The organism is Achromobacter sp. 1011811831, assembly GCF_059760905.1.
On sequence record NZ_JCBANG010000124.1, the window covers coordinates 1 to 14,050 of the forward strand.

The window sequence follows — 14,050 nt, forward strand, 5'->3', positions numbered from 1 at the left end:
TTGCCGAACGACTCCAACAGCTCAGGGGGAATAGCCGGCAGATCCGCCAGCTTGGACTTCGGGGTGCGAGGCATACATACTCCTTGGACGTATGTTATGCCTTGAACACGAAATTAATGACAGGCCCTTCAAGAAATTCAATTAAGAACTCACCCCGAATTCTCATCTCAAAATCAGCCAAATTTTCAATCAAAATCTATAGCAAAAGCCGTCTTTTCTTCGTAAGAAGATTGATATCTATCGACAACAATATCAACAAGCATGGAGACAATCTTCTTGGCAAACATCTTATCAACACCTTTTAAAAAGAAACAGAACTCCACGCCCTCCTCAAACTTCACCCATTTAACAAAAACATCTTCCCCTGCGCTTATCCAAAACTGGGAATTATTTACGCCCTCCACAAAACCAATGTCACCCTTTTCATCTATTTTCAGCTCTATTTGATTACCCCCTTCTGTCCAGCAGGTTATTTTCTTGGTAAGAGGATTTTCTAAAACAGCCCCTAATCCAAAAAGGGAATCTTTCACAACAGCGAAGGCATCTCGAAATGATTCTGGAATAAAAACCCTGCAACTTGCACTCCCCATAACCATCCCTTTGTAAATTACTTGGCATTTTTCGGAACCGATCACTTTAGAAAAATCCACCCACCTGGCAGCGCAAAAATCTCTTAACTTTCCCTGAGAACGAGCTGCGAGGGCAACCAGAACCAGATCCCGTCATGATCAGGCACGAGTTTGTGATCTCTCCAGTCGCTGACGATTTGATTTGCAACCGCTTCTTGAGACCCTTGATATGTCGTTTCTGCAACCCAGCCAGCATAATCTTTGCCGGCTTTCACCGGCACGGCCCCTCTTCGAAGAAGAGCCATGATGCACTGATACGTAAAATACTCCAAGTCTGTTCCTGACAATCCAAAACTGTCCTCACCTACGGGAATTATTTGCCATAAACCTACAGCATCGACCTCCAACTCATTTGGAAGCCGTTCTATCCATTCACTCATTGAAATTCCAAAATACTTATCTATCCGCCGTTGAGTCATTTTTTTATGAGCTTTAAGTATTTTGGGATGCCCTGGAATATCAAGATCCAAAGTTTGTGCCGCATTGTGAGATGCCTGTACTGCACGCACCCTCCGCGTGGTAGGTCGTACCATTGACAACTGCATAATTTCTCACACACTTATGTGCGGCCCTTCTTCTGCACGGTATCGAAGGCGGTATAGGTGCCAGCCCGGCATCTAGGCCGCACACCGGATCATCGGCTGTGCCTGCCCCGCAGGCCATGTATTCGCCCGCCTGCTAGCAAGTTCCCATACTGAAACGGCCTATAGCTCCATAGGAAACTTCGGTCAATACGCGTTCAGTCAGCAGCGTCGCAACCCAGAGACGACCACTTTTAATCGGACGACAGCGGCCATATAGCCGCTGCCCTTGCACCAATGACGTCTACGTGGCTCGAAATCCGTCGACAAGGCCATTCGCTAGCAGCTTACGCCGCCAGACGCGTTTGCGCTCCGAAACCGACGCGTGATCTGCCTGTTCGAGCATTGCCTCGGTCACATAGCCCAAGTAGTCACACAGGCTTTCAACACCGCCGAGTAGGCTGATGACCGTCCATCGGTCCAACGACCGCGAGCCGCCTGCAGCTGATTCACTCGCGTCGTTGCCTACAACTCGCACGATGGTTTCTATCGCGTGGCGAGTTCGTTCCACATCATGAACACGCGCCATTGCGACTGTGCCGAACTCTTCCATGCCCGGAACGCGCCAACGGCGTTCGGAAAGAGGGTGCTCGTTCAAGTGATCAGCCATTGCGGCCTCCTTGTGCTGGATGGCCTACCACTCATCGCCAAATGAGGCGGGCAGGCAGAAAGCAGGATTGGCGAACCGGCGCACAGGGAACCGGCAGGGGCGAACCCCTTCCCGCAATCGCCCGCCCATAAACATCGTACGAGCTCGTAGATGCGGACTGCCTTAAAGGCAGAATCCAATTTGTGCTATTCCGGTCGCCAAACCAGACTCATGAGAATTCATGAGCAGAATGAGCTTAGGGTGGCGACGTAGGCGCTGTATATGGCGTTTGGTCTTATTTTTTCGACTGAAACACCACTCATAAACTTGTTCGCGCGTGGCTGCACACACGCTCAAGAACTTGAATACCTAAATCCTTCCTCGCACCGAACTCTCTTAAACCGTCAAATGATGACCAGAGAGACACGTACCACGTACCGAATCGATAACGATTCAATTCGCAACTATCCAAGCTCCCCACACGATGAAAATTTAACAACGGTTTTCCCCATTCAGATGTAAGTCACTCAAATGACAGCCAATAGGTCTCACATTGACCGCCGAAAAGTCCTAACTTTACTCCTCATCCCCAAAATTTCCAGGAGCGGCGTATGCACCGTCAATTACGATAGCGCACCACCCAAAGCACCGATAAAACATCCTCAAATCAATAATTTCGTAACAATCAACATCGATTTTTTTTGAGCGTAATTAGGCTATTGGCATGATGCGTATACTCTCCTCCCCCACCGGCAACTGCTCTTAATTCCACCTCTTGACGATCCCAATCCGTAAGCACCCCTGTCAAGTAGACACTGACTGATAGACGATCGGAGCGAGGGTTAACCGAGGCATGAAGTGCACCGGAGGGAGGCCACCCAGCGACTCGTGCGGGCGGTATTCGTTGTAATCGACCAGCCATCGATCCGTAATTGCTTGGACCTGTTCAAGGTTGGCGAACAGATGCGCATCGAGCACTTCGGTGCGATAAGTGCGATTGAACCGCTCGATAAAAGCGTTTTGATTCGGCTTGCCAGGTTGGATATAGCGGATCGAAATGCCTTTGGCAGCAGCCCATTCGGTAAAGGCCTCGGAGATCATTTCCGGGCCGTTATCCAGGCGTATTGCGTCGGGAGGCCCATAGCAATCGATTAAGCGGCTCAAGACGCGAATCAGACGTGCCGAAGGGATGGACATGCCTGCCTCGATGGCCAAGCATTCCCGATTCGCTTCGTCGATTACGTTCAGCGTCCGGAACCGTCGGCCGCAGTAGAGCGCGTCATGCATGAAGTCCAACGCCCAACAGCGATTGGGCTCCGTCGCCAGATCCAGCGGCTGTCGAGGCCGATCTGGTAGGCGCTTCTTGCAGCGGCGAGGCAAGTTCAAGCCCATGTCACAGTACACCCGATGAACGCGCTTTTTATTCCAGCAGCGGCCGTCGAGCCGCAGCCGGGTAAAGCACTTCCAGAATCCCCAGCGCCCATGCCGAGTGACAATGGCATTGAGGGCATCAATGACCTGGGCATCTCGTTCAGATGCCGGCGTTGGCCTCTTGTAGTACGCCGCCCGCGAAAGGCCGGCAATCTGACAAGCGCGCGTGACTGAAAGCTTGGCTTGCACTAGCTGTTCGACCACCTCGCGCCTGGCCGACGGCGTCAGGATTTTCGGTTTAGGACGTCCTTGATCGCCGCATTCTCCAGCGCCAGGTCAGCAAACATGCGTTTAAGTTTGGCGTTCTCAGCCTCCAGCTCGCGTAGCCGCTGCAACTCGGACACCTGAACGCCCGAGTACTTGCTCTTCCACAGGTAGTACGTGGCGTTGCTGATGCCGTGCTTGCGGCACAGTTCGGCGACCGGCATGCCGGCTTCGCCTTCCTTCAACACCGCAACGATCTGGCTCTCTGTAAATCTACTTTTCTTCAAGGGAGTCTCCGACTCAGGGAGGCTCAGAAATTCTACCGGCTGATGTCTACCTGAAGGGGGAGCTTACGGCCTGACTTGTAGGAGCAAAAAATGAAATTAGAAATATGTTTTACTCAGAACTCCCTTCCTTTTTCTTTGATATATCCTTAGATTTTTCAGAAAAAGGCTTGATTCCTAGTATCGCAGCTTGCGACGCATACATACCAATCGAGCCAATCAAAAATCCCAATAGAATAACTAAATAAGAGTCATACCTAAGGCCGCCAAAAAGAAGTGCCACTCCCAATAATGAAAGCAGAAAGCGCACCCAACGTTTGAAGTTGCCCTTTTCTATCAACATACTCTTAAATTCCTCTTATTTACGAATAAGATTACCAAGATTACCGCTACTCTTTATGAGTTCAGCGAGCTCAGTAAACCCTGGTTACAATAGAGGATATCGCTCAGAAATATAGATAGTCGCTATATCAACACCCGTATCCGTTACCGATTTCGGCACATTAGGTCGGAAAATTTGTTCAATAGCGCTGGCGCTCAGTCCAATCGTTGTGAAAGCGAGTGCGACCTCTGGGGGGACCTGCATACGCTGATTAATCGCCTCAGCGACTGCTATAGCCGGTTTTCCTGTGGTCGGTTGTATAACAGTGGCTACCTCTGACGGCAGTGCACGTGCTGAATAACGATGTCTTGCCGCACTTCGAGCCACAGGGGTGACGCATCGAAACTCTGCTCTCGGACAATGGCAGGGAATATGCGGCAGGCCCGATCAGCATCCGTTCAAATTGTTCCTGCAACTGGAAGGCATCAAGCATCGCACGACCCGCATCAGGCGACCGCAAAGCAACGGCGTCATCGAACGGCTGCACCGCACCTTGCTGGACGAACACTTCCGCATTGCGGGCCGCACGACCTGGTATGAATCGATTGAGCAGATGCAGGGAGACTTCGATGCCTATCTGTACCACTACAACCATGAGCGGCCGCACCAAGGTCGGAGGATGGAAGGCAGAACTCCCGCGCAGATGTTTGATGCCTGCAAGACTCAGCAGCCCGATCCGGAGGAAGTACTCGCCCAAGCTGCTTGAGAAAACACCTGCTTGGGGCCGGTTTCAGGTGAATACCATCTCAGTACAGATTTTCGCTAAATCTAGTCTACGTCGGTTCTAGACGAATACAAGAAGGCAGCCCGTGCCTCCAAATAAAATATAAAAAAAGGAATTTATTAACTAAATCTCTCAAGGACTAATTCATAGTAAACCAGCGCTCTCAGACCCATTACCTGCGAGCCCTCTGCTCATGCGAAATTAGAACCCCCAGTCGATAGTTCGCATATTTTCAAACTGGCCTACTAATAAGCCGCAGCTTCTTCATCATCAAGATCATCAAAATATATATCAAAAGAACATTCCAAATTTAAATCAGCCAGAGCCTTCATTTGCTCCGGCCAAAGCACGGGACCACTGTGGCCGTATCGTGACCTCCATACACATACCAAGGTCATTTTCATGGCATCCATGCCCTGCAAGGATGCCAATTTATCTGGAGAATTTTTTAATTTCCCAACAATCCAGTCTATATGATCCCGAAGGTCTTTTGAAACAACATCAAATTTTGAAGACAAAAACCAAGCAGGTTTTTTTACAACCCGCTCCCTTCCTACAGAATTGACACTACGCGCCCCAACGATATTGATCTTTGTTGCACTTACATTTAAGAAATTCGATATCTCTTCCACAGGAAAATCACCAGGATAGATCGCTAGATCGGCATAACATTCCGAACAAGTCGAATAATCCGGAGAGAAAGGAGTAACCCTCGATTCAACATTCTTCATTTAAATATACTCAAAAATATTTGCAATGACATTCCCCGACTTATCCAAGTAGTTTCCATTATCTAGAATTCTTCCATGGAAGTCATTTCTCAAATTATAATCTTTCTTTAGCCCCTCCAACGCTCGCCCCCATTCCCGTTGATGTAAGTTCACCTGAAAATAATCATTTAAACCGTTGGCCGTAGCTTTATTCAAGGTATTTCCACCGCTTTGCAGCACTTTAGGTACTCTACCAGCGGCCCCCACACTCGGAGGAACAGGCAAAGGCAGACCCTCTCCGTCAACCCACCTACCGTTGATATACTGATTTTCAGCAGGTTTGAGAGGAGCAGGCAACAACGCCCCATCTTTATCGACCCACCCACTGTTAACTGAGTGATTATCGACAGCCTTGGGGGAATTTGGCAGCGGAAGATGCTCTATCGGCTCATACCTTCCTGTTACTTGATTCTGCCGAGCCAGTACGCTCCCATCAGTTGCGAGCACCTCCCCATTCCGCACCGCCCACGGCACGCCATCGCCAATCGCAGACTTGGCGACCGCCATCTCCAACGATCCACCACCAGCGCGAACAGCGGCCATCCGGATCGCGTCCAGCACCGGACCGCGAATTGCCCCTATTCCAGTCGCAAGATCGAACATCATCAACGCCCCATCTACCTTCGGCGTCAACTCGCTCTGCGTCTTGTAAGCTTTCAGCAGGGTATCCAACTCCTTGATGGAGTTCTTGATGTGCATGGCGCAGACTGGAACCTGTGAGCAAGCGGATTGCTCTGTCAGAAGCGCTTGCAATGCATCGCGCGTCTGTTGAATCCCGACAGGCCCCATAACGCTCTTCATTTGGTCCATCGCTTCTTGCGTGCCTTCGGCATGCGCTTGCTTCAAGCGACGGAGCAATGCGTCTTCCTGCTCCGGTCCCAACTGGTCAATCTTGGCCAGCGCCTCGATGATGTCCAAGTGCCGTTTCGGATTCAACGTGTTGTTGTCCAACTCAGCCAAGGCAGCATTCGTCATCGTGGCTAGCCCGTCTGCACCAAGGACGGTGCCAGCACCAGCAACTAGCGATGCGACCAGATTGCGGCGCGCCTCTATCTCCTCGTTGGTTCGCCCCTTGGTCGAATCGAGCAAGCTGGAAATGACAACCGCAGCAGCGGCACCTGTCGCTCCAGCACCGCAACTTTGGCTGCTAGCGGCCGCTCCTGCGCATCCGACCACGGCTTGCAAAGCAACGTGCTCGGGAGACCCGGCTTTGATGATTCCCTTACCCACCCAATCACCAACCTTGGCCGCGCCTTCCTGTTGCAGGTAGCTAACTACCGCCCCTCGGGCCATCTCGCCCGCACCACCAGTAACGTTGCCGCTGGTGGCTGCCAGCACTGCGTTGGCGATCATCCGATATGAGCCGCCTGGCAACCATTGCCGGGCATCCTCCAGCTGTCTTTCCAGGGCCTTGTACCGAGTCGGATCGTTCTCGGTCGCCATCGCCTTCTTCAGCGCATCGGCTTCCGCAGCCCGATTCGCCAAAAACTGCCCCGTCTGCCGGCTTGCCTCCGAAACAATCTCAAACCCCGCCTCGATCTTCTCCTTATCAAAGATCGGTTTAAGCGCGTTCAACGTGTCCGACGTATCCCGGTTCAACGACGCAATCGTCTCCGCCGCCGTCTTGCCGGTCAGCGCCTGCTGGCCCGCCTCGTCGCGGATCACGATCGTGCCGCCGCTGATGGCGCTGCTCGTGGTCGAGCTGCTGCTGCCGCTGGCTCCTGCTACGGTGGGCATGTTCATCGATACGTTGCCCGACGACGGCAGCGAGGTACCCGCCTCCTTCGTCGCGCCGCCTGCCACCTTGTTGTCCTTGGTGGTGCCTGCGCCGGTGCCCTGGCCGCCGCCGATGCCCATGCTGCCGCCCACCGAGACCTGGTAGCCGCTATAGCTGGCCTTGTTCTTGACGTCCTCCGTCACCAGCGTGCCGGTGCTCAGCTTGTTCAACCCGTCGGCCACCGCCTTGTCGCTGCTGGCGATGACGCTGCCGATCAACGTGGTGTTGTTCTTCACATCGATCAGGAAGCCGCCGTCGCCGGCCCACAGGCCGGTCTGCTCCGTGACAGACCGGAAGTCGCTTTGCATCTTGCCCGCGCCAGCGTTTCCGCTGATGCTGCTGGTGCACGTGCCTGACAGGCAGATCGACGCGCCGATGCCCGCGCTTTGATTCTTGGAGTTGTACTTGCTGGTGTCCTGCAAGCTCTCCAGCAGCAAGTTGCCGCCCACCGACGCGATGATCTGGTCGGCCTTGCCCGATGCGCCCTTCAGCGTCGTATCGCCGCCGGATTGGAACGCCAGCGTGTTGCCAGCGACGACATGGCTGTTGGTCCAGCTTTCGTCCTTGCCGTCGGCCTTGCCTCGGCTGGCCGATACGCCCAGCTCCAGCGTGACGCCGCTTTGGGCGCCCAGCGAGAAGCCCAGGCCGATGCTGGCGCTGCTGCTCTTGCTGTCGGTTTTCTGCTCGAACGCATTGCGCGCGGCTTGCAGCAGGATGTCGCCATCCGCCTTGAGCACGGCGTTGCGGCCAGCTGACAGGCTGGATCCGGTGACGGTAATGTCCGAATCACGGCCCGCGCCTTGGGCGACGATAGTCAAATCCTTGCCCGCCGCGACGGACGAGCCGAAGGCGCTGGTCGAGCTGCGCTCGGTCGTGCTGCTGCTCTTGCTGGTGCCGAAACTGACCAGCACGCTGACGCCGCCCGCCTTGTCTATGGCATTCGCTTTGTCGATGCTGCCGGCCTTCGTGACGGCGTCATAGGCGTTCATGGCGGCCAGCCCGGTGGTGGCGCCAGCCAGGCCCTGCATGACCGGGTTGTCCACCTTGCTGGCGGCATTCGCCATGCGCTCGCCGGTCTGCACGGCGCTGACCACGGGGTTGCTGGCCGTGACGGAGAAGCCGCTCTGCTTGACCTCGTGATACTCGCGCTCGCGCGACGTGTCCGACGTGGCGCCGATGTTCACCTGCTGGCCGATCAGGGTCACGTCGCCCTGGCGTGCCAGCACATTGCTGCCCATGACGTTCAGCGCGTTGCCCGCCTTGATCAGCGTATCGCCTTCCACGCTGCCGACCGTGCTGGCAGTGTGGAAAACCTTCTTGCCTTCCAGCGAATCCGTCTGAGTACGCGATCCGAAGCTGAAGCCACCGAGCGCGCCGAAGCCAGACTTCTTGACACGCGTGTAGTCATAGCGGTCCAACGTGTTCTCGCCAGACACGATGTTGACGTCATTTCCGCCGGACAGCACCAGGTCCTTCTGCGCCGCGACATTGGAACCGGACACGTTCAGGTCGCGCCCCGCCATCAACACAGTGGTATCGCCGGTGAACGTCGATCCCTGCGCCTGCGCCCAATCGCGGGATTGGATGGTGTGGGTGCTCTTCTTGGACAAGAAGCCGCGCACCGTGTAGAAGATTTCCTCGCGCGTATAGCCGGTGGCGACGCCGGCGGTGATGTTGATATCTCGGCCGGCGCCTACCGCCAGCTGCTTGCCAGCGGTGACGTCCGCCGCGCGCGCGTTGATATCCTGGCCCGCGACCAGCGTCAGGTTGCCGCCAGCGTTGATCGTGGTGCCGATTTCCTTGCTGGTAACAAGGTCATGTCGGTTCTTCGAATCCCGCACATTGGTCTGGCCGTGGCTTTCGACAAGCGACGTCAGCGCGATATCGCGGCCGGCCTGCAGGCGCGCGTCGTTCTTGACCGACACCTGCGCGGCGGTCATCGTCAGGTCGCGGCCGGCCTGCATGTTGAGGCTGTCGGCCTCCACCCGCGCCGTGCCCGTAATGAACGAGCCCCAGGTCTTGCTGAAACGCTCGGAGTCCGACGTAGACGTGAGCGTGATATCGCGCCCGGCGCTCAGCGCCACCTTGTCGCCCTTGATCAGCGACACCAGATTGGTCAGGTCGTCACGCGCAGCCAGGTTGACGCTGCCGCCCTGGATGGTGCCGCCGGCCTGGTTAACGATGTTGCCCGCCGTAATGACGGTGGCTTCGCGCGAACCAATAGTGCCGCTATTTGTGACGTTGCCTTCGGTGGCGATCTTGACGTCGCGCCCGGCCAGCAAGGTGCCATCGCCCTTCAGGTCGCCTTCGCGCACCAGCAGATATACCTGCGGCACGAGCACGGTTTCGGTGGTGCCGTCGGGCAAGGTCACGGTCTGCTCGACCAGCCAGACCAGGTCCGTCTTCAGCTGACGCTGCTGCGCCTCGGTCAGCGCAACGCCGAGCTTGATGCCGTTGTCCTGTGCGAACTTGGCGCCGGCGGCAAGCAGGGCTTTGTACTGCGAGTCGTGGTCGCTGTATTTCTCCAGGAAGCGCTGGCCCGTGGTGGCCAGGATCTGGTCGGACACGGCCTTCTGTTCATAGAAGCCATCGCCCAGGCGCTTGGGTTGACCCGAAGGCGTCAGGAACTTGGCGCCCGGTGGAATCAGTGCGTCCCAGCCACCAAGGCGCGAGCCTGCCAGCGTGCCGCCAGCGCCCACTGAATTGCTCGTCGGCCCCCCTGGCATGGCGCCGGACGGGCGCAGCAGGTCGAACAGATAGTCGCTGGAAACGTAGGGCCGCTGGCCCGTGAAGCGGGGGTCCGTGTTGACAATGTAGGGTGCGTCCGGCCGGCTGTTGACTACAAAGAGCTGGCTGTCAGGAATGCTGGCGGGATTGGAAACCGTGCGGACCGCATTGCCGCCGGGCAGGCCCACGCTTGCGACCAGGACCGGCCCGACTCCCTTCACGGCACTGCCTCCGGGCGTCGTGCCGCTTAGCGTCACCTGCTGCCCGCCGCCCGACGTGCCGACCGGCACTTCGATAGGCTGGCCGGCCAGCGTCCGGTTGTAGTCGGTCGTGGACGACTCCCGGATTTTTCCGCCGCGATGGCTTCTCGTCTCCACCGTGTAGGTTTGCTGGCCCACACGCGTAATCGTGCGCGTGCCGCCCGCGCCGATGTTGTTGATCTCGGGTCCCGCCACGGACAGCGTGCCGCCCGCGGCGATCTGGCTCTTGTCGTTGGTCACGGCGCCGGTCAGGCTCATCGCCCCGCCCGACAGGATCTTGCCGGGATCGGACGTCAGCGTGCGCGTCTCGGAAATACTCTCCGTGACCTTGTAGTAGGTGAAGTTGCCGACGAGACGACTTTGGAAATCGGCATTGAATGCCATGATCCGCGCGTTCAGCTCCGTGAACGGCACTCGGTACGCGGCGAAGGCGCGCTCATACTCGTCGCGATTTCCCTTGGGGTCCCACACAGGCGGCGGACCTGCCGGCGGGGTCACGCCAAAGACTTCCCAGATTCGCGCAACGATGCCGTAGTCATGGAAGGTCGGGCCGTAGCCAAACACCGGTTCGCCGTCGCCGGGCCGTCTTTCCGGGCCGCAACCGTAGCCGTTTTCCCCGTACTCGCACACCGTCATGCGCGGAATCTCGATCGGCGTAATCGGGGCGTGCTTGGTGGTGTCGTCCCGCTTGAACGGCGCGTAGTCGAACGGCGGGCCGTAGCGCGAGGCGGGATAGGTGTCCGACGGCAGCAGGAACCGGCGTTCTGCGTCGTTGCCTGTCCAGCCCGGATCCTGGCTGGTCAGATTCGTCGTCTGATCCCCGATCCAGTTCGTGGCCATGTCGAACATGGTTGTGTCGTTGAGCGCGACATACATCTTGTTCCCGGACCAAACCTGCACGATCTCACTGGTGTAGTTCGTGTTCAGGTTGAGGATCGCCGCCGCCGAAATATTGGCATTGCCCGCAGCCTCTATCGTGGCCGCGGCGTTCTGCAGCGAGACAGCCTGCCCCACCGCCCGGCCATTGGCATCCAGCGCGCCCCCGATGCGCAGGTCCGCTGCCGAGTAGATCAGCGCATGCTTCTCGTTGACCAGCGTGGTGGCGCCCAGATCCAGACTGCCTCGCGATGCGATGACGGCTCCGCCATTGGCGCCGGCGCTGTTGACCAAGGACCCCGTCCCGATGGCCAAGGTATCGCCATAGATCCGGCCCAGGTTCGTCACGGCGCCCGCCGTGATGCGCGTGTTGACGCCGTCGATCAGGCCCGCGTTGGTGAGCGTGCCGCTGACGTTGATCGTGTTGTTGCGACCGGCCACCAGCTCGCCCGTGGCCTGGTTGTCCAGCGTGCCGGCCTTGACGCCCAGGTCGCGGCCCGCGGTGATGCGCGCGCGGTTGTCCAGCGTGCCGCCCACGCTCAGGTTCAGGTCGCGGCCGGCGGTGATTTCGCCTTCCTGGTTCAGGGAGCCCGCGTATTCAAAGGACAGGTCCTCGCCCGAGCGCAGCGCGCCCAGGCCCTGCAGCGCCTTGACGATGACGGTCAGATTCTTGCCCGCCAGCAGCTTGCCCTGTGTGTTCTTGAGCGTGTCGGCCTCGATGCGCGCAACGCCTTGCGAGGCGGCTTCGCCGGCGGTGTTGTCCAGCTCGCCGGTCTTGATGCCGAGGTCCTGGCCGGCGCTGATCGCGCCGCCCTGGTTGTTCACGCGCCCGGCCACGATACTGACCACCTTGCCCAGCACGCCCTTGGCGGGCGCGTTGCTGGCGGTCAGCGTGTTGCTGTTGTCCAGACTCGAAGCCGTCAGCGTCAGCGTGTCGTCGGCCTGCAGCAGGCCGCGCTGGTTGTCGATGGCGCCACTGGTGGTGACGGTCAGGTTGCCGCCGGCCACGGTGCCGTCGCGGTTGACCAGGCTGGCGGCATCGATGCGGGCCTTGCCGGCCGCGGCGATGGTGCCGCCGGTGTTGTCCAGTTCGCCGCCGAGCTTGATCGTCGCATCGCCCGAGGACGTGATCTTGCCGCCCGGGTTGCGCAAGTTGGCGGCGGACAGGTCCAGGCCGCCGCCATGCAGCGTGGCGCGGGACGCGTCGATGTCCTGAGTGGCGGCCACGGTCATCAGGCCCACGGAGGACAGCGTGCCGCCCGCCAGGTTCATGCCCGTCGCGGACAGCGTCATGTCCTTGCCGGCCAGGCTGGTGCCGGCATGTTGCAGCGTGCCGGCCGTCAGCGTCAGGCTGCCCGGCTGGCTCAGCTTGCCGTCGGCGTCCACGCCCGCCACGAAGCGGCCGGCGTTGTTCAGCAGGCCCGGCGTGCGGGCTTGCAGGTCGCCGCCCGCCAGCACCGAGCCGGTGTTGGCCAGCGTTGTTCCTGCGTAGAGGTCGGCCCGTCCGCTGGCGAAAGCGACGCCCGCGTTGTTCAGCGCGCCGCCCGCGTCCAGGGCCAGCGCCGCGCCGGATTGCAGCCGGCCATCGGTGGTGATGAAGAGATCGCGCGCGGCGTTGGCCGAGAGCTTGCCCGTTTGTGTGGCGATCACGCCGCCCAGCCGCGCGTCGGTGCCGGCGCGCAGGCTCAAATCCTTGCCGGCCGAGGTCGAGCCCAGCGCCTGCAACGCGCCGCCGGCGGTGGCGGTGAGCGTGCCGTCCGCCTGCTGGCGCGAGGCCGCGCCCAGGATCAGGTCGCCGCGCGTGGCGGTCAGGGTCAGGTCGCCCTTCAAGGCGGCGGCGGTGCCGTCGATCGACAGGCCATCTCCCGCGCTCAGCGTCTGGTCGCGGCCGGCCAGCGCGCGGCCGGCGATCTGCATCGAACCGGCGGCGGTGGCGGTCAAGGTGTCGGCGGCCTGCACCAGGCCCTTGTCCGCGACGGTGATGCTCCGACCGTTCAGCGTCAGCCTGGCGTCGCTGGCGGCCGAGCCGTCCACACGCGCGTCGCGCGCGGCGGCCAGGGTCAGGTCGCGCACCGAAGCCAGCGCGCCGGAGACGCTCAGGTCGCGGCCGGCGCTGGCGTTCAAGGCTCCTGCTGCCTGCACCTGGGCGCCTTGCTTGATGGTCAGGTCGCGTCCGCCCGACACGGACAGGTCGCCGCTGGCCGGCGCGGACAGGCTGCGTCCGCCGGGCGGGGGCGGCGTGCCCTGGGCACTCGTGCCCAGCGCGGCAATGGTGCCGCCCAGCCTCGCATCGCCCGTGGCCGCCAGCGCCAATGCGCCGCCGGCCGCCAGCGTGCCGTCCGAGTCGATATCGCCGCCGGCCTTGGCGTCCAGCTTGCCCGAGGACTGCAAGCGCCCGCTCGCGGCGACCTTCAGGTCACCGCCGGCTTGCGTGCTCAGATCCCCGGCCAGCGCGGTGACGGTGCCATCCACGCTCATGTGCCGCTGCGCCGACAGGCTGGCCGGCGAGCTGGCCGTGACCGTGCCCGTCACGAAGATGTCGCGGCCAGCCTCTGCACGCAGCGTGCCGCCGCCCGTGACCGCCGTCTCGGCGGTGCCGGCCGTGCCGGCGATGCGCAGGTCCTGGCCGGCGAAGAGGAACAGGTTGCCGCTGCCTTGCGCCAGGCCGTTCTTGCCGACCGACAGATCGGTGCCGGCCTTGATGTTCAAGAGGCCATTGGCGACCGTCTTGCCGTTCACCACGGTGTCGGCATTGGACGACAGGCGGATATCCTGCTCGCCCGAGATCGTGCCGTCCGCCTGCAGCTTGCCGCCGG

7 protein-coding genes and 1 pseudogene are annotated in these 14,050 nt (G+C 59.3%); 1 reads left to right on the forward strand and 7 read right to left on the reverse strand.

Going from position 1 to position 14,050, the window contains the following annotated elements:
- Nucleotides 1-185 precede the first annotated feature (185 nt).
- From AC6LJ9_RS28290 to AC6LJ9_RS28310, 5 genes are all read right to left on the reverse strand, one after another.
- Entirely contained in the window at nt 186-635 is a 450-nt protein-coding gene (locus AC6LJ9_RS28290; protein WP_498150134.1) for a hypothetical protein, read from the reverse strand.
- 38 nt (nt 636-673) lie between these two features.
- Nucleotides 674-1,162 (reverse strand): hypothetical protein, encoded by a 489-nt coding sequence (locus AC6LJ9_RS28295; RefSeq protein WP_498150135.1) that lies wholly within the window; start codon nt 1,160-1,162, stop codon nt 674-676.
- Between the two features lie 292 nt (nt 1,163-1,454).
- Nucleotides 1,455-1,820 carry a hypothetical protein gene (locus AC6LJ9_RS28300; RefSeq protein WP_498150136.1) on the reverse strand — a complete coding sequence of 122 codons (366 nt, stop codon included), beginning with the start codon at nt 1,818-1,820 and terminating at the stop codon, nt 1,455-1,457.
- A gap of 783 nt (nt 1,821-2,603) precedes the next feature.
- A protein-coding gene (locus AC6LJ9_RS28305) for an IS3 family transposase (protein ID WP_498150137.1) occupies nt 2,604-3,721 on the reverse strand; the annotation gives its coding sequence in 2 pieces (ribosomal slippage) (nt 2,604-3,460 and nt 3,460-3,721; 1,119 coding nt in all).
- A 109-nt stretch (nt 3,722-3,830) separates the two neighbouring features.
- The gene (locus tag AC6LJ9_RS28310; protein WP_498150138.1) at nt 3,831-4,061 is read right to left on the reverse strand and encodes a hypothetical protein; all 231 of its coding nucleotides are present in this window, start codon (nt 4,059-4,061) and stop codon (nt 3,831-3,833) included.
- Between the two features lie 264 nt (nt 4,062-4,325).
- Between AC6LJ9_RS28310 and AC6LJ9_RS28315 the strand changes: the two are divergent.
- Nucleotides 4,326-4,806: pseudogene (locus tag AC6LJ9_RS28315) on the forward strand (integrase core domain-containing protein); the annotation flags it as partial.
- A 263-nt stretch (nt 4,807-5,069) separates the two neighbouring features.
- Here the strand turns inward: AC6LJ9_RS28315 and AC6LJ9_RS28320 are convergent.
- A complete protein-coding gene (locus AC6LJ9_RS28320; RefSeq protein ID WP_498150139.1) occupies nt 5,070-5,555 on the reverse strand; it encodes a DUF4279 domain-containing protein in 486 nt (161 codons plus the stop codon).
- Entirely contained in the window at nt 5,556-13,973 is an 8,418-nt protein-coding gene (locus AC6LJ9_RS28325) for a hemagglutinin repeat-containing protein (RefSeq protein WP_498150140.1), read from the reverse strand.
- Nucleotides 13,974-14,050 lie beyond the last annotated feature (77 nt).